This is a genomic window from Psychrobacillus sp. FSL H8-0487 (assembly GCF_038008385.1).
Taxonomy (GTDB): domain Bacteria; phylum Bacillota; class Bacilli; order Bacillales_A; family Planococcaceae; genus Psychrobacillus; species Psychrobacillus psychrotolerans.
The window spans coordinates 1,735,927-1,752,419 of sequence record NZ_JBBOZA010000001.1 but is presented as its reverse complement, the minus strand read 5'-3'; the positions used below and the strand labels follow the sequence as shown (position 1 = coordinate 1,752,419).

25 protein-coding genes and 1 pseudogene are annotated in these 16,493 nt (G+C 33.8%); 8 read left to right on the top strand and 18 right to left on the bottom strand.

The features are described 5' to 3' along the window. From MHI47_RS08725 to MHI47_RS08695, 7 genes are all read right to left on the bottom strand, one after another. Positions 1-573: a YpmS family protein gene (locus MHI47_RS08725; protein ID WP_093534387.1), complete on the bottom strand. Its 573-nt coding sequence runs from the start codon at positions 571-573 to the stop codon at positions 1-3. A gap of 12 nt (positions 574-585) precedes the next feature. Continuing rightward, complete coding sequence (locus MHI47_RS08720; RefSeq protein WP_245762612.1) at positions 586-1,392, bottom strand: GDSL-type esterase/lipase family protein; 807 nt, start codon at positions 1,390-1,392, stop codon at positions 586-588. Positions 1,393-1,459: 67 nt separating this feature from the next. Continuing rightward, positions 1,460-2,299, bottom strand: coding sequence for a DegV family protein (locus MHI47_RS08715; protein ID WP_093534389.1), 840 nt, complete (start codon positions 2,297-2,299; stop codon positions 1,460-1,462). A gap of 60 nt (positions 2,300-2,359) precedes the next feature. Further along, complete coding sequence (locus MHI47_RS08710; RefSeq protein WP_340830476.1) at positions 2,360-3,133, bottom strand: lysophospholipid acyltransferase family protein; 774 nt, start codon at positions 3,131-3,133, stop codon at positions 2,360-2,362. Continuing rightward, positions 3,096-3,584, bottom strand: coding sequence for a dihydrofolate reductase (locus MHI47_RS08705; protein ID WP_340762221.1), 489 nt, complete (start codon positions 3,582-3,584; stop codon positions 3,096-3,098). The genes MHI47_RS08710 and MHI47_RS08705 overlap by 38 nt, the downstream gene beginning before the upstream one ends. 18 nt (positions 3,585-3,602) lie before the next feature. Then, positions 3,603-4,547: a thymidylate synthase gene (locus MHI47_RS08700; RefSeq protein WP_340769092.1), complete on the bottom strand. Its 945-nt coding sequence runs from the start codon at positions 4,545-4,547 to the stop codon at positions 3,603-3,605. A gap of 336 nt (positions 4,548-4,883) precedes the next feature. Further along, positions 4,884-5,618 carry a polysaccharide deacetylase family protein gene (locus MHI47_RS08695; RefSeq protein WP_340830474.1) on the bottom strand — a complete coding sequence of 245 codons (735 nt, stop codon included), beginning with the start codon at positions 5,616-5,618 and terminating at the stop codon, positions 4,884-4,886. A 378-nt stretch (positions 5,619-5,996) separates the two neighbouring features. Between MHI47_RS08695 and MHI47_RS08690 the strand changes: the two genes are divergently transcribed. Beyond that, positions 5,997-6,158, top strand: coding sequence for a hypothetical protein (locus MHI47_RS08690; RefSeq protein ID WP_340769090.1), 162 nt, complete (start codon positions 5,997-5,999; stop codon positions 6,156-6,158). A gap of 70 nt (positions 6,159-6,228) precedes the next feature. Here MHI47_RS08690 and MHI47_RS08685 read toward each other — a convergent pair whose 3' ends face one another. The 10 genes from MHI47_RS08685 to MHI47_RS08640 all read right to left on the bottom strand — a co-directional run bounded on the left by MHI47_RS08685 (position 6,229) and on the right by MHI47_RS08640 (position 11,990). Next, entirely contained in the window at positions 6,229-6,798 is a 570-nt protein-coding gene (locus tag MHI47_RS08685) for a YpjP family protein (RefSeq protein ID WP_340769089.1), read from the bottom strand. 295 nt (positions 6,799-7,093) lie between these two features. Next, complete coding sequence (locus tag MHI47_RS08680; RefSeq protein ID WP_340830472.1) at positions 7,094-7,873, bottom strand: class I SAM-dependent methyltransferase; 780 nt, start codon at positions 7,871-7,873, stop codon at positions 7,094-7,096. Then, the gene (locus tag MHI47_RS08675; protein ID WP_340762215.1) at positions 7,870-8,307 is read right to left on the bottom strand and encodes a BrxA/BrxB family bacilliredoxin; all 438 of its coding nucleotides are present in this window, start codon (positions 8,305-8,307) and stop codon (positions 7,870-7,872) included. Before MHI47_RS08675 ends, MHI47_RS08680 begins: the two co-directional genes overlap by 4 nt. Positions 8,308-8,595: 288 nt before the next feature. After that, the gene (locus MHI47_RS08670; protein ID WP_340830470.1) at positions 8,596-8,997 is read right to left on the bottom strand and encodes a hypothetical protein; all 402 of its coding nucleotides are present in this window, start codon (positions 8,995-8,997) and stop codon (positions 8,596-8,598) included. Beyond that, on the bottom strand, positions 8,994-9,440 hold the full coding sequence (locus tag MHI47_RS08665; RefSeq protein ID WP_340830468.1) for a hypothetical protein: 447 nt from the start codon (positions 9,438-9,440) through the stop codon (positions 8,994-8,996). The genes MHI47_RS08670 and MHI47_RS08665 overlap by 4 nt, the downstream gene beginning before the upstream one ends. A 286-nt stretch (positions 9,441-9,726) precedes the next feature. Continuing rightward, positions 9,727-10,356, bottom strand: coding sequence for a hypothetical protein (locus MHI47_RS08660; protein ID WP_340830467.1), 630 nt, complete (start codon positions 10,354-10,356; stop codon positions 9,727-9,729). Between the two features lie 68 nt (positions 10,357-10,424). Further along, positions 10,425-10,628, bottom strand: coding sequence for a hypothetical protein (locus MHI47_RS08655; RefSeq protein ID WP_093534410.1), 204 nt, complete (start codon positions 10,626-10,628; stop codon positions 10,425-10,427). A 222-nt stretch (positions 10,629-10,850) separates the two neighbouring features. After that, a complete protein-coding gene (locus MHI47_RS08650) occupies positions 10,851-11,003 on the bottom strand; it encodes a hypothetical protein (protein WP_175496156.1) in 153 nt (50 codons plus the stop codon). Between the two features lie 21 nt (positions 11,004-11,024). Then, positions 11,025-11,348, bottom strand: a complete 324-nt coding sequence (locus MHI47_RS08645) for a hypothetical protein (RefSeq protein ID WP_340830464.1) — start codon at positions 11,346-11,348, stop codon at positions 11,025-11,027. Between the two features lie 165 nt (positions 11,349-11,513). After that, positions 11,514-11,990 carry a hypothetical protein gene (locus MHI47_RS08640; protein WP_340830462.1) on the bottom strand — a complete coding sequence of 159 codons (477 nt, stop codon included), beginning with the start codon at positions 11,988-11,990 and terminating at the stop codon, positions 11,514-11,516. A 489-nt stretch (positions 11,991-12,479) separates the two neighbouring features. Between MHI47_RS08640 and MHI47_RS08635 the strand changes: the two genes are divergently transcribed. From MHI47_RS08635 to MHI47_RS08620, 4 genes are all read left to right on the top strand, one after another. After that, entirely contained in the window at positions 12,480-12,683 is a 204-nt protein-coding gene (locus MHI47_RS08635) for a hydrolase (protein WP_093535676.1), read from the top strand. A gap of 248 nt (positions 12,684-12,931) precedes the next feature. Then, positions 12,932-13,213 carry a hypothetical protein gene (locus MHI47_RS08630; protein ID WP_093534416.1) on the top strand — a complete coding sequence of 94 codons (282 nt, stop codon included), beginning with the start codon at positions 12,932-12,934 and terminating at the stop codon, positions 13,211-13,213. A gap of 239 nt (positions 13,214-13,452) precedes the next feature. Next, positions 13,453-13,713, top strand: coding sequence for a hypothetical protein (locus tag MHI47_RS08625; protein ID WP_093534418.1), 261 nt, complete (start codon positions 13,453-13,455; stop codon positions 13,711-13,713). A gap of 69 nt (positions 13,714-13,782) precedes the next feature. After that, a complete protein-coding gene (locus MHI47_RS08620) occupies positions 13,783-14,052 on the top strand; it encodes a hypothetical protein (protein WP_093534420.1) in 270 nt (89 codons plus the stop codon). Positions 14,053-14,405: 353 nt separating this feature from the next. On the opposite strand, the gene MHI47_RS08615 is transcribed toward MHI47_RS08620, so the two are convergent. After that, on the bottom strand, positions 14,406-14,699 hold the full coding sequence (locus MHI47_RS08615; protein WP_340830458.1) for a hypothetical protein: 294 nt from the start codon (positions 14,697-14,699) through the stop codon (positions 14,406-14,408). Positions 14,700-14,805: 106 nt separating this feature from the next. Here MHI47_RS08615 and MHI47_RS08610 point away from each other — a divergent pair. The 3 genes and pseudogenes from MHI47_RS08610 to MHI47_RS08600 all read left to right on the top strand — a co-directional run. Continuing rightward, positions 14,806-15,012 (top strand): annotated as a pseudogene (locus tag MHI47_RS08610) (ImmA/IrrE family metallo-endopeptidase); the annotation flags it as partial. A gap of 121 nt (positions 15,013-15,133) precedes the next feature. Next, complete coding sequence (locus MHI47_RS08605) at positions 15,134-15,505, top strand: helix-turn-helix domain-containing protein (protein ID WP_093534424.1); 372 nt, start codon at positions 15,134-15,136, stop codon at positions 15,503-15,505. A gap of 24 nt (positions 15,506-15,529) precedes the next feature. Further along, a complete protein-coding gene (locus tag MHI47_RS08600; RefSeq protein WP_340830455.1) occupies positions 15,530-16,471 on the top strand; it encodes a tyrosine-type recombinase/integrase in 942 nt (313 codons plus the stop codon). The last annotated feature ends 22 nt before the right edge of the window (positions 16,472-16,493 follow it).

The following is a 16,493-nucleotide window of genomic DNA, read 5'->3' as shown; positions in this document are numbered from 1 at the left end:
CTATTCTTTCGGTATTACAATCTCAAGCGTAATGATATCCTCTGCTAAATTCAACTCTTTTGCTCGAACTCCAACTCCAGAGTCCATGGGAATATCAGATAATTGAATGAGGACTTCTTCTTTTTCTGGATCTACCACCATCCATTTTGGAAGCTCAATCGAATCTCTCAGAAGCTTTAAAATGGTTTCAGGATCCAAACTTAATCGTCCAATTTCGACGGAAGATTGCTCTAAACGAATATTTCCATTCTCTTCTACATATGGTTCAAAAAACATTCTTACCGGCAAGTTAATAGAAAAAGCAGTGAACTCTGATGACAAAACAATTTGATCATCCACTGATATTTGAAGGGGAAGAGGCTTATCTCCCATCGCCTTTTTAAGATAAGTATTGGCAATAGCTTGAAAATCCTCTTTCGTAGCGTTTACAGTTAACACATTTCCTTCTGCTGGTGTGTTTGTTTCCTCTATCCATACAGACTCAACAGGAGCTGTTATCCAATAAACAACAGTTCCAATACTGCCGATCAAAAGTAGTACTAATAAAAAAAACGCGATTTTCCACTTATTCAATCCATCAACTCCCTAAAACAACAATTCCCTGTTATCCTCATCTATTAAACCACAATCTTGCATTGAGCTAACTATTTCATCTATAACAAGCTGATATCCCTTGCTATTGGGATGGAAAAAGTCTGTATGATAAACCAAATTTGTATTTGTTACGAAAAGATGATCAATTGGTATAAAACAAGCATTCATATCATCTTCAGCCATCTCTTCTATAGCTTCGTTCCAATTATTTAAAATTAAATCAAATTCAGATTTCTCATCTGTAACAATCGTAATAGGATTATATAAACCCATGATGATAATTGGGGCAGTACTATTAATCTCCCTAATCTCATCAAGAATCTGTTCATAATTCTTTTCGAATTTATTTAATTCCTTTTCAAAAGCCTCTACTTTCAAATTAAATAAATCTTTTTTTATTACTTTCATGATGTCATTTCCACCAATAGTTAAAGTAATTAAATGAGCTTTCCGGATATGATGATCAATATCTCCAGCTTTTAACATTTTTAATAGTTGATCACTTCTGCGCCCTCTTTTTGCAGTATTGGTTAAATCTACAGCTTCTATTCCATTATATTGTGAAAAATGTTGCTGGAGCCTTCCAAAGTATCCTTCCCTCTTTAACTCATCTCCAACTCCTTGTGTTAAAGAATCTCCAAGCCCAACGACTTCTATCGTTCTCGGGAAGAACTGAAAAGGAATAACATAATCTTCAAAAAGCACATCCTGTTTTTCCGAAAAGCTAACCTCCACCATATCATTGGAATTACATCCTACTAGAAAGATAACGCTTATAATAATTATTAAATATCTCATTTGCAGAAACCCCTTTTGGTAAAACAAAAGCAGGGAAAAATACGCTTCCCTGCCCTCTGCCTTTTACCTATTCAGTCATATACATAAATCCAATTGCTCCTGGTCCTGTATGCGTACTAATAACGGGAGAGGTAAACGAAACTTGGATGTCTAAAAAACCTGACTCCTTTATTAAATTCATCAAAGGAGTCGCCATAGAAAACCCATTTGCATGCGAAATACCTACTGCTTTGACCACTTTCCCTTTTGTATCAGCTATATACCGGTCAAATAAGTAATTAACAACTTGTTTATGGCTTCTTACTTTTGCAATCGGTGTATACTCACCACCCGCTAAGCTTGCAATTGGTTTAATAGAAAGCAATGAACCGAGCATTGCCTTTCCTTTTCCAATTCGTCCACCTTTAACAAGGTTATCCAAAGTATCTACGACTACAAATAAATCAGACTTGCTACGAATATCTTCCACTTTTTGAATGATTGCTTCTTTTGTCTCGCCATTGGAAGCCATTCTAGCTGCTTCTTCCACTTGAAATAGTAATGCAAACGATATAAATTTCGAATCGATTACAGTAACATCTGCAGTTGACATTTCAGCAGCTGCTTGTGCTGATTTGACAGTTCCACTCATGCCACCAGTCATATGTATAGAGATAATTTGATCACCATTTTTACCTAGCTCGTCGTATAATTCTTTAAACACTCCTGATGATGGCTGCGATGATTTTGGCAGTTCTTTAGATGTCGCCATTTTTTCTAAAAATTCCTCTGGGTTTATATCTACTCCGTCGATATATGATTCACCATCAATATGAATAGTCAAAGGTACTACATGTATATTATATTGTTCTATCAGGGCTGATGTTAAATCCGCTGTAGAATCAGTTACTATATGAACTTTCGGCATATGCTATCCCTTCCCTTCCTACTTATTACTATTATAAGAAGAATACTGGTGTTCTGTAAACTATTTGATAGCTGAACTCATAAAATCGATTTCTTTAGCAATGATTGTATGTAAATCCTCTATAATTTTGTTCGGTTCATTGTGGGCAATATTCTCTACAGTGTATGTGGGTAACACGCTTATTTGAACGTTAGCAGGACAAATTTTATTATTATTTTTTTCCATAATGTTTGAAGTGCCATATATGGCTATTGGAACAATTGGAACATTGGCCATTTTTGCAATTCGTACAAATCCTGATTTAAAATCCCCTACTTCTCCTCCCTTGCTTCTTGTACCTTCTGGGAAGATTAAAATAGAGTGCCCCTTTTTTAAAATGTTCACAGTATCCTCAATTGACTGATAGGAACTTTTTCGATTGGACCTATCTAAAAATACACAATTCATTTCTTCCATCCACTGCGAGATAATGGGAAGTTTTTTTACTTCTATTTTCGATATGAATCCGAAAGGTTTGGGAATATACGCTAGTAAACTTGGAATATCGAAATTCCCTTCATGGTTGGAAATGAACAACACAGGTCCACTTGGAAGATTTTCTTCCCCTTGAAATCTGAAAGTACTTTTCGTTCTTTGTAGAATTCCACTTGACCATAATTGAGGCACACGATGAACAAGTCGATCATATTGCTCAGTAGTAATGATATTCTTTTGCTTTTTAATAGTTATTAATTTAGATAAAGAAACTGGTAAATATCCAAACAAAAATCCAAAAGTTCTTAGACTCGAAAACAAATTATTCACTAACCTTTCGTTCATAAACCAAATAAGCATAAGTAATACCATCTGGCGTTTTCATATCTTCCGTTGTTTCAACTAACACCCAGTCATCACCATATGGCGGGAAATAAGTATCTCCTTCAAAACTTTGTTGGATAAAAGTTATATAAAGTCTATCTGCTTTAGGTAAAACAGCTCGAAAAATTTGTTCACCCCCAATTACCATTACTTCTTCATGATGAGCTGAGGCTATTTCAATTGCCTCAACTAGGTCTGTCACTACCTCAGCACCCTCAATTTTATAATCGGGATTTCTCGAGACGATAATATTTTTCCGTCCTGGTAGCACTCGCCCGATGGATTCAAATGTATTTCTTCCCATTACAATGGCTTTGTCCATCGTTGTTTTTTTAAAGTAAGCAAGATCACCTGGAATATACCAAGGCATTTTGTTTTCAAATCCAATTACACGATTAGGATCATGTGCAACAATTAGTGAAATCATTTGTTTCCTCCTCTAATTTTATACGGCAATTGGTGCCTTAATTCGCGGATGCGGATCATAACCCTCTAATGCAATATCTTCTATTTCAAAATCAAAAATAGACTCTTTTTGGTCGTTCAATAGAAGTTGTGGCAATGCACGCGGCTCTCTTTCCAATTGAGTTGTCACCTGTTCCATATGATTTACATACAAATGAGCGTCTCCTAAAGTATGTACAAATTCTCCAACTTCTAAATGGCATTCTTTAGCTATTAAATGTGTTAATAAAGCATATGAGGCAATATTAAAGGGAACTCCTAAAAATACATCAGCACTACGCTGATAGAGCTGACAAGATAACTTGCCATTTGCAACATAAAATTGCATAAAGGCGTGACATGGTGGTAAAGCCATTTCATCTACCTCTGCCGGGTTCCATGCAGTAATTATATGTCTTCTAGAGTCTGGATTTACTTTAATCTGCTCTATAACATTACGCAATTGGTCAATCGTTTGACCATCCTTCGTCGGCCAAGATCTCCATTGACGGCCATAGACTGGGCCTAAGTCACCAAATTCTTCTGCAAATGCATCTTCCGATAATATCTTTTCGCAGAATAGATCCATTTGCTGTTGCACAACATTTTTAAATTCCGGATCCTTTGCTGCCCGAACACCAAAATTTGTCATGTCAGGTCCCGTATATTCTTCACTGTTTACCCATTTTTCAAACGCCCATTCATCCCAAATATGATTATTAGCTTGTATAAGTGTTTTGACATTTGTATCACCTTTTAAAAACCATAGTAGCTCGCTGACTACTAAACGAAATGCCGTCTTTTTTGTTGTAAGAAGCGGAAATCCTTCTGACAGATCAAAGCGCATTTGATATCCGAAAACGCTTTTTGTACCAGTTCCGGTCCGATCTCCTTTTGTAACTCCACTATTCATAATATGTTTACACAAAGTAAGGTATTGCTCCATGTCATATCCCTCTTTCCGTTTTCATACAAAAAAGCTCTCACTATGAGAGCCATTTTGGTGGTGTGTTTTTTGACCAAAACCCAATCCATTTAGCAATGTATAATATTTTAATACTAGCCCTAGATAAATCAACGTTTATTAGGTTTCGAATTTGTATTACTTATAACTTTAGTATATTATAGCATTGTTTTGGGGTGCATTTGGAGTAATATTCACCTTTTTTGTTCTATTAAATAATTGCTCGTTGAAAAGATAGACGGATGGGCAGGTCGCACGTTAAACATTCTAGACTCTAGTATTACCGTTAGTACATTAAAGGTACAGCTTCTTAAAAACCTATTTTTCTGGTTTATTTTTTATCTTTATGAGTTCTGACACCGTAACAAAGACATAATCTTGTTTTTTGAGCTCCTCAATAATTTTTTCTAAAGCTTTAACTGTTTGACTTCGATTTCCCCCACCATCATGAAATAAAATGATATTCCCTGGCTCTACATTATTTAATACTTTTTTTTCTATACGATGCACTCCAGGACTTTTCCAATCCTCGGTATCTTGATGCCAAGACCACATCACCACTTGGTACCCTTTTTTTACAACACTTTGAATCATTTGATCGGTGTATTGCCCTTCTACTGGACGGAACAGCTCTGGACGATAACCCGTTATACTAAAAATTAAGTCATCCGTTTGTTTTAACTCTAATTCTAATTTAGAGAGCGTTGTTTTTGGATGATGAGTATACGTATGATTTGCAATCTCATGACCTTCGTTGTATTGGCGTAAAATTAAATCTGGATTTTTTTCAGCAAGTTCACCAACAACAAAAAATGTAGCCTTTGCATTATGTTTCTCTAAAATTTCCAGTATCTTTGCTGTGTATTTTGGATGTGGTCCGTCGTCAAATGTAAGAGCCACGACCTTTTCTTTCGTGTTAATCTCCCACACTATCTCTCCAGTATTTTCGTAATGATATCGGTCTTTAACTGCTGAGGCCCTTAAATTAGAACCAAGATAGAAAGTTATTCCAACTAAAAATAAAGTGATTATAATACTATATCTCTTTGTCATGACACCTCATCATTCCAATCTAAATATTTTACGGAGATTTGATTACTTTTTACTCCATGGTAGTTTTTATACCTTCGCCCCCCAAAAATTAGACAAATAAAATTAGATTTTTAAATAACCAGCATAAAACTTCCTTTATTGTATTATTTTTTCTTCAACTTTGGACTAGATTCTCTACATACCTTACACATTTGTAGACTGGAATTTAAAAACGGGAACTTTATCTTCTTTGCATTTGAGATTGTCCGAAAGTACCTCCAGAGCGTCATAAAAGTATATTCTAATTTCTATTGGTAATCATAAAGTCAAGGCCGTCACTACAATCAAAAGCAATTATTTAATCAGCTGCTGAAAGAAAGCTTAACTGAAGGTACGCTTGTGGCTAAGTATAAAATTTCTCATTTTACCCGTATTTGTATTTTAATATTAACCGGAATGAGGATTGAGGAATTGAGGGCTTTTCAGAAAGATGGAATAGCTGCTTCTAACTATTATGGGCAGAATTATTTACTTAATCCATTTGATGAATACGAAGAATGAGGGGGTATATTTCTATATACACTATCCAAACAAAAAAACACTCATTTTTCACATGAGTGTTTTGTCTTTTCTAGGATAACCATTTTGGTGGTGTGTTTTTTGACCAATATATGTCACCTAGCACATAATGTTTAGAATATTTATCTTCGGCCAAGTGGTAATGGAAATTGAAATAATATCCTTCTAATGGTTTTTTGTCCGTTCTTACATGAAAACGGATCAAGTCTTTTCTTGTAGTTTCATTATAAATATTGAAAATCTTTTCGTGATAATCTCCAGATGGCTTCTCAGAAATAGACAAACGTGTTACTTCCTGACTGGAAGCTTTTGCAATTGTCATATCAATAACCTCTTGCATTTTAGGGAAAATAACGTCGTCAAATTCATTTTGAATGACTGGTCCTATTCGATTACCAAACTTTATGTATGCTTGTTCTCTGGCAGCAACTGCCATATGTTCATAGGTCGGAGCTTCTTCCGTTATTGTAACTTGTTCATAATCACTTAAATCAGAAGAAATTGCCCTTGGAGGACTCTTAGTATCTAATATTTGCTCCCATATAAAATGACTAGGAGATATTAGACCAAATGTTAGCAATGCAACAGTTATGATTATTGACTTTTGGAACCACTTTTTCATCCTATTCACCTTCTATATTGGGCAATTTTAGTAAAACTCTACATTCTATTAAACGTTTTAAAGAACTAAAGGTTTCATCTTCTTACTATTCATTGTACAATAAAATGTGTAAACATTCCATACAGCTTTTTTTTATCAAAGGAGGAAAATCACGATGGATTTAGGATTAGTTATTGGTATCGGATTTTTATTTTTATTAGCATATTTAACATCACTTTGCTTTACTGATTGATTGGAAGTTATATCGAGAGTCGTGACTAACGTCATGACTCTCTTTTCTATTTATATGACCAGATTATAAATTTATCACTCCATAATGAAATTTAGAGGATAATCTTATTTCTCTTTTAAACCCGAATTGTTCAAACACCGTAGAACGGAAATGCGCTTTTAATACAACTCTCTTTCTTGCAACTCTCTTAGCCTCTTCTATCCACTCAACGTTTAAAGCATCGTGAATACCAGCTGCTCTTAAAGTTTGAAAATTGGAAGACTCTTCAATAACTTCTTCAAACATTGGGTCTAGATAAACAACATCAAAGGAATTGGATGGTACCGTTTTTGTATATTCCACTGCATCTTGATGAATTATATGTATTCTCCGCATACTAGTTTCTAATGTTTCATTATTCGATTCATAATTTTTTAGCCCTACATCGACCACATATGCTATAAGGGGCTCCTTCTCACATGCATGCACAACCCCTTCATCACCTACCGCATAAGCAGCAATAATGCTATCGGAGCACAGACCAGCTGTCATATCTAAAAAGTGGTCACCTCGCTCTATACGCGTTGCTTCCAAAAATGAATCTTGCTCACCATTCATGAGTCTCTTCAATCGAAAAGCTGCAGAATTGGGGTGAAAGAAAAAAGGAGAAGTGAAACCGTAAGAATACAGTTCCAATCTCTCTTTGTTCACCACAAGCACATTAGCATTTTGCTCTTGTTGTAAAGTAGAAACTGATTTCTTATGCCGGTGAATAAAAGGTAAATTTAACTCTTTGGCAATCCCTTTTGCTTTTAAAATATACGCTTCATTCGTTCTTCCAGCTGTCGTAATTACGGTGTTCATGAAGAAACAACTTGTGAAAGGACACCAGATAAATGATCTTTAATAGTCTCCATCGAGTTACTTTCAATTTGTTCACGTGGAATGAAGTAAGCTAACTTATCATCTTTCCAAATAGCAATAGAAGGTGAACTTGGTGGTACCTCCTCAAAATAACCTCGCATTGTTGCAGTAGCCTCTTGATCTTGTCCAGCAAATACAGTAACTAAGTTTTCAGGCTTAACTTCTAACTCATTTAATGCATGAACAACTGCAGGTCTAGCGAGTCCAGCAGCACAACCACACACGGAATTGATCACGATTAAAGAAACTCCACTTGCTGTAGACATATGCTCTTGTACATCCTCAGGTGTAGTAAGCTCTTTAAATCCTGCCCCCGTTAATTCACTTCTCATTGGTCCTACAATACCTTTCATATACTCATCGTATGCATTCATGATTTCGCCTTCTTTCAATTAGTTTCACATATCCTATTATAACAACATTTTCCCAGCATTAGCTAATACCCTGTTTTCTCAATTTGCGTACTCTTTCAGGATTTTTGTGACTTTCTTGTGCAACCAAAAGTATTCTTGTGCAACTTGTTAAACAGGTTTTATAAATACAAATAGAAACCACCTTTCATCTTTTTTTACCACAAGAACATTTATTCTAATTTATAACTAGTAATTTTTGGACAAATAAAAAAGCGACAAACTCAATTAAGAGAAAATCGCTATAAAATACTATTTATTATTTCTTAATTTTTCTAGTAAACTACTTACTTTTTCAGTAGCATCATCTGTTTCGCCTTGCAGAAGTGTAATTTTGTAGGTTTCATTGATCTTTATAATCTCAACAATATCTCCTTCATCCAAATGAAGATTGATTAAATTTTTAGGAATCAATAACTGCACTAATTCATCCTCAAGTAATAAAAACTTGCCAAAATCTCCATCTAAACTATCAAGTGTGTATTTTTTATCATTATCTGACCCTACGAATCCAATAAAAATACCCACCGCAAATGCGATGAGTGGAATGAAATTTTTATTTAGTGTTTCCGAGGTTGATCTTTTAATTAATTCCACCACTCCTAAAACAATTGGTACAATTACTGTTGCAAATAATAACACTGCCGTCATCATAAGTTCCTCCTCTTATTTGAAATATTTGCTTCAAGTATCAGGTAGATGATACCACCAGCTGCAAATATTGTTTTCATGAAATCCCAAGCTTTTGCCCAATTATCCCGTTTGATCTCAGTATCAACTTTTTTAATTTCTATGTCTGCCTTCCTTTGTTCCTGCTGCATGTCGATGTCAGCTTTTCTTAGTTCCTGTTGCATACCAGTTGAGGATTTTATCAAATCCCATTGTTTATCCATAATTGACTGAAAGAAAGAACGCGTTTCTTTGTTTTCTGTAAGAATGGTCGTCTTTAGGTCATGATAATTTGCGTCGGATTCACGACGCCATTTTTCCATTTCCTTTTTCCATTCGAACAGAGCGTTTTGACCCTTCAATAAATATTCTCTATCTTTCTTTAATTGCTCTATCTCTTCTCCATGTACTTTAACTGTTTCAAACATAGACGAGTTGCCTCCTTCTGGCATCCTCTCACCCCTTTTTGGTAAATAAAAAGAGCACCCAATGGATGCCCTCAATGTTGATTATTAAGTTTTTCTTACAATGCAATATGTTCCAAAAGCAACTAATAATAAGTTCTCTTATTATTAGTAAAACGATTAATTAAAAAATTTACTATTGAATCTAAAACAACAAACGATTTGTTAAAATGTACACGATAATTCTCCAAAAATAAAGAGACCCAAATTATTGGACCTCGATTTTTCACTTAAAGTATAGTTTATAAAATTACATACAATTACTTTTTCCAGGGAATTTCTTCTCTAAGTCTTGATTACAATTGTACATTACAATTCCTAAAGTTACAGCAATTCCAGCTATATTAGACTTAATGCCTAGGGCTACTATTTTTTTAGCAGCTAAAGTAAATTCTTTATCAGAAATCAAATTGGCTATTGTCGAAAGAGCTGTCGTTGGACCGTAATTTGCTTTTAATCCTGCTAATAAACACTTATTCTCAGCTGCAATAAATTCAGGTTTTTCCTTCATTAAATGCCACTCGCATGCCACTATTAGGGGAGTAATTACCGAAGAATCATCAAACCCTTTCTCATTTACCTCCACAAATAACCCTGCTTCTTCCATCCCTTGAATTATCTCTTGATAATCTTCAAAACCATTTAATTCTTCCTCAAAAATCGCTCTATCATAACCAAGCGTAAACCCATTTTTATCGGTTACAATACCTTTTTCAAAAATTAAACTTAAAGCAGTTTCAAGTGTAGCTATATCCTCTGAATTACCTTCGTCATAAGCATTAGTTTTATTAGTTTCAACAAAACCTCCAAACACCGATAATACAACGATAGATACCACCATACCTAACTTTAATAATATACTTTTAGAAAGCTTATTCATTTTAAAATTCCCCCTTTCTCTTTTATAATATCACACCAATTTACATTTTGAACCTAATTTGGTAAATATTAGATTTTGTTAACTTTATTTCTTTTTAACAACTTATTTATAACAACAAAAATTATTGCAGCAATTGATGTTATTATTATTTTTTGCGTTAAGTTAAAAGAATTAAAATTAATTGAAAGAATAACAAAAATACCAACTACGTAAACAATTAATCCTAAAACAAACCTTATATTATTTTTAAAAAAGTCTTTTAGATTTTCCATTAAATTTCACCTCGTATTTTAATTAGAATCTCAAATAAAATCTAGTTGTCTAAATAAAGACGATAAATATTTGAGTTTGAAGTAAAAATCAAATACTATCGTAATACTCAAAAAATATTTCCTAAATATTAACACTTTTATTAACAATACACTAAAATACCAAATATGTGAAATATATTTTTTCAATCATTTACAAATAATAAAACAAATAACTCTAGCTTATTATATGCTTAATTGCTCTGTTAACTCTTCATATTGTGTTTGAGTAATACGATCACCGACTAGAAAAATATCTAGTTTCTGTCGCATATCCTCTTTTGAAATATAAGACTGACGTTCAATTTGTGATTCACATGCTCTGAAAGTTAAGTTCATTTTGCATTCTCCATTCTATTTTTATAGACCTAGTTCAATCATTGATACTCGGTAGTCTACATCGACGATATAGTCTGTTAACGCATCTGCTTCAGAAGGAATTACTAGTTCAAGTACTAATGGGTTCTTATCCTCACCAAACGTAATCTGACCATCTACAATGATTATTTCTTTCTGCATTGCTTGGGGCATTTCATCTGCTGTTATTTCTAGTTTTTCGTATTCACTAGCCTTGTGTCCAACGGTTTCAATAAACCGGTCAAATACTTCCGTATTAAACAAAGGGTGTTGTATTACCTCTAACATAACTTTGTTGTCTGATTTTCTATAAATTACTATTCCCACTTTGTCGCCTCCTTTTTATACATCTAGTACATAATCGCCAGAATAGCTAAAACTACCCGCACCGGTTTCCTTTTTGGATTTAATCTCTTTTCAATCAATGGCATCACCCCATTATGCTATTTGCTTTTTTAGACATAGAAAAAGCACCTCGAGAGAGATGCTATATTAAGAATATTTATCTATCAATGCTCTCATATCAATTTGATTTTTCTTGTGAATCTCTGCAAAGCGTTCTTGCAATTCTAATACATAATTTAATCCATTCATTGCTTTTTCAAAATCCCATTGTTTGATGAAATTTAAAAAATGAATTTTCTCAGATGAATCTGTGTTAAAATTATTCACTTTGTAAACAGAATCTTCATCAATGGAATAGACAAAATAATGATTATTATTGTAATCAATGATAGGGCCTCGTGTAGACATCCCTTCACATTCATTGTCAGGGTATTTAAAATAGTAATTGTTCTTTCTTAATACTTCAATTACTGGCTTCAACTCATCAATTCTATTCTTGAAGATTTGTCCTAGTTGTCCATTTAGAGTGATCGTCTCTTTTACTAAAGAATTTAAAATTTCGTTATTCGACTCAGCCTTTAAACCATGTTGTTTACTTGTAACTTCTTCATTTGTAATTTTCATATCTTCACCTCCTATTTACAATATTGCTACTGATTACTTCTCATATGTGATGGATGCTGCACAACATATTGCTGACCATTACACTTGATCAATGTTGCAACACCCTTCTTTTCCTTAATAATTTCACTGGAACCAAATTAGATGTGATCATTTTCAAAAACTGTGATTCTTGTATACTCGTAAAACCTTCAGTGATTGAGATTTTACTCACTCCTTTACTACGTTATTTTATGAAACTCTTGAAAATAAATAGTTTTAAGACTCCAAATTTAATCTCTTTATTATTTTTGGACAAATTGTACAATCTCTTTTCATGGCGACATCATACTTTATAAAGGTAAGGCTAGATTTTAATAGCCAGGAAAGGAGGTCTTGAATATGAGTTCGAGTTGTACAGAATGTAATAAACTTGACTGTAGAAAACATAGACAGTCTACTGAGAGTTTTAGAGATTCAAATGAGAATGATAGAAATCGATGTAAAGGTTGCATTTGTGACCAATTAAGACGATTACAAACACAGACTGAAGTTGATGTTTTTTTATCCGGTGGCCAAATTTTAGAAGATGTTATCTTTATTGCCTTTGATCGGGAAAATTGCTGTGCTTTCTTTAATGATCCAGAAACAGAACCTGGTTCAACACTTATCGTAGATTGCCAAGACATTCAAGCTTTACGAATAGAAGCAGACTGAGTTATAAGGGATCTCTTTCTTTATGGAAGAGGTCCCTCCCTGTATAAAACAACAATATTGTGATTATAATTATTTAACTAGAGCCGAAAGCAGTCTGGGAAGCCTGCTGATTATGCCGATCTAGGCTCTGGTCTCATTCACTCTTTACCCCTCCGTATGGTTGTACTTCGACATTATCTTATGAACAAACTTAGGCTCTTCATGGTTAGGTTTTTATTAATTGGACACTCTATCTAAGAGGTGACTAAATGAATTTTCCAACCATCCATACAAACTTTTGGGATGCTGTAATCGCAATACCCGTAATCATAATCATTACCCAAATAATTAAGATTCTTTTTCGAGTACAATCCAAATATGTTCCTCTTACAGCCTTAATATTAGGACTTCTTATTTCAGTTTTTATCAGTCACCGCCATCATTTTATTGCAGGTCTTTTCATGGGATGGTTTTATGGCTATGCTGCAATAGGGAATTACGCTTCACTAAAAACTGCGATATTATCTTACAGAAATAAACACAGAAATTAAAAAATTTACAAAATACACTATTCGGCTTGCCAATTACTTTCAACTTTTAGCGCCTACCTATATTAAGATGGTAAGAATAAACTGTTTTGTAGACACTATTTACCCTGAGGGAATGAATTTCTCCTCTATTCCCTCAGTACATATCTTGGTCGAACTGCGCTAAAAAATATAAAACCTTTCACGAAAAAATACATATTGAATAATATAAGTTGAAAATGTAAACAATGGAGGCTAATGATTTGAACAATAATAATTTAAATTTTGAAGAAAGTAATTCAGATTTCCAAACAGACAACCAATCTATTCTACCGGTAGTCAACGCCGCTTTAATTCCGCTTTCAGATGCCCTAGCTGCTATGGCAGAAGTACTTACAACATTTGATGGACAACAACAAGAACGAAGTAACACTCCAGAAAGTAAAAACATGCAAAAACAACTTGACTATTTAAACACTGAAATAGAAAATCTAAAAAAACAAGTCAATTACCATAACCTATAATTATGGTTAAATAATTATTTTTCACTTAATTTAATTTAGTAATCAGAATAAAATTAAGGGTGTGTAAAAATGAATAATGGAATTGATCATCAAATGGATGAAAATTCTGAATCACCAGATATTTATGTAGCTAAGCTTAATTTAGTTGGAACAACACTTTCTACATTGGGCGATGCTCTTCAGACAATCGCTGCAGGGATTACTTTACAAGAATTAGAAAAAACAAATAATCAAAACCCTCAAAACCAATCGGATCAATCCAAAGAAATAGAAAGTATGCAAAAGCAAATTGAGCAATTAACTAGAAAAATAGATAGAATGGAACGTAGAAATAAATAAGGGTTCATAGATGTACAGATAGCATCATGTGTATCCACCTAATAAAATAAGAGGAAAGCCTATTCTTGGATTATCATCTTCATAAAAGGAGGTGAAAGTCATGCCTAAAGATCGAAAGAGAATTTGGAAAAGGTTTCTAAAACAATTAATTTACTTAATTGTAGAGACAATCCTCAATCATCTACTTTCGTGACAGACTTTCAGCAACCATGCTCAGTCATGAGTAATGGTTAGCCTCCGACATAATAAACTTTTAAATTTACCTCATACATAAAATCACATTTTGATTCAAATGTAATCAATCACTTGAGATGGTCTAAAATCATCACTCCTCTTAGTTCTGCGGATCTCCATCAAGCAAGGCTCGTTGTTTTCTCTGTAATCTCTAAATCTATTGCAAGCAATTTGCCACGCTTTTTCACCAGGGCCAATTTGACTGAAGATAGCATACGTATAATCACTCCATATTTTTTAGCCTTTTCGTATTCATCACTTCCGTATTTGTATGGATTTTCTAATGGACTATAACCTTCAGCTGGTATTACCGCTAATACAGTGCATATCTCAAATTCTTCTAGTATATCAATCCAATTACATTTTGAATCATCAAATTCATTTATCACTTCGAAAATAGTTAGTTGATCCAATTGCCCACCCTACTACTCAACATAACTTGGTTAACTGTGCATTATCAATAAGCCACCCTCACAACAACTCTAGGATGCATGCTATAAAACTTCCGAACGGTCAGAGCCTTTTAAAGAATATCAAGAATGGAAAGCTAATAGTTTTGCTGAACACGCATGCATCCCAACTTTTATGTTAGATACACTAGAATTACCTAACACGGAAGCTAAAGCAATATGGATGATCCAAGAGAAATTTGGTGTTGAGCGCGAGTTTGCAGAAAAGAGATTGCAACAGTATGTGTGCAATACTATGCAAAACTTATATAGGTAGCTTAAATGAAGACTAACAAATTGGGGGTTTCCTACAACAGATGTGACCGTCACACTTCAAAATCATAGCGACAATGATAATAGGGTAAACGCTTATTCTATCTTGAGAAAGGATAATATCTATGAAACTAGCTGATTTGTTAAAGGAATTACGAGGAGATGAGTCATTACGAACGGCAGCTAAACGGATGAATATTAGTTACTCTTATTTATCACTTCTTGAAAACGGAATTGATAAGCGAACGGGCAAACCAGTAAAGCCTTCACCAGAAACTTTACATCAAATAGCTAAAGCATATAAATATGATTACATGAAACTAATTAAAATTTCCGGATATTTGGATGACGAGAAATTTAATCCTGAATTACAAGAACCATTCCCTACTAACCCCTCGTTACAACTATGGTATAAATCTTTACCAAATAACAAAGAAGATGACGTTGAAAAACTAAAAAACATGTGGGAGATCATTCAATCAAGTGTCTCTAAGTAACAGAAAACTGGATGGTAATTATTAATGCATTTTAAACAAATTAATAAAACCACGTGGAGATGTATCGTGGACGGTCCGGTTGATCCATATACCGGAAAGCGCAAACAAATAGCTAGGCGTGGCAAAAGCAAAGGAGAAGCTAAAGAAAGAGATGAAAAGACTATTGAAGAAATAAAAAAATCACATAGCTTTGATTCGAAAGTAAAATTTAATAAATTCAGCGATCAATGGTTAAATCTTTACCGTTTAAAAGGAAACAAGGAAACTACAGTTGAATATCGGGCATACTGTATTACTGTAATTAATAAATATATAGCCCAGCTGAAGATGACTGAGATAACAACCCTCAAATTACAACGAGTATTAAACGATTTATTTGAAAAAGGCACAGCTTACCATACGCTTAGAGGAATTCACAATGCTGCAAAGATGATTTTCAATTATGCAAAAGAAGTTGGAGTAATTGGAGTAAATCCTGTAGAAGCAGTATTCGTTCCAAAGAAGAAGCTAACACTCGAAGAGACCAATGGTGAAGATGTATCAAAGTTATATCTGGAAACAGATGAATTAAAAGTATTTTTAAACACTGTAGATGCTCATCGAAATATAATGAATCGGACATTAATCTATACTATTGCCTTTACAGGAATGCGTCCAGGGGAAGCAATAGCTTTAAAATATGAAGATATTGATTTGGAAAAGAAAAGTATTCGAATTAACAAAACTACTTACGCTAAGAAAAGTCTACGAGGTGATTTTGATCTAACTCCACCCAAGACCATTAGTAGTATTCGAACAGTTGATATTGATGATATTATTGTTGAAAAGTTGAAGGAGTTATTTCATTATCGTGTAATTCGAGAATGGATTGTTTCAGATTATGTATTTGGGAATATAGATGGCATCCCCCCTACTGTTAAATCATTAAATCAAACAGTCCGGAGGTTAAATGAAAAAACACTATAAAAAAACAATTCCGGACTTACAT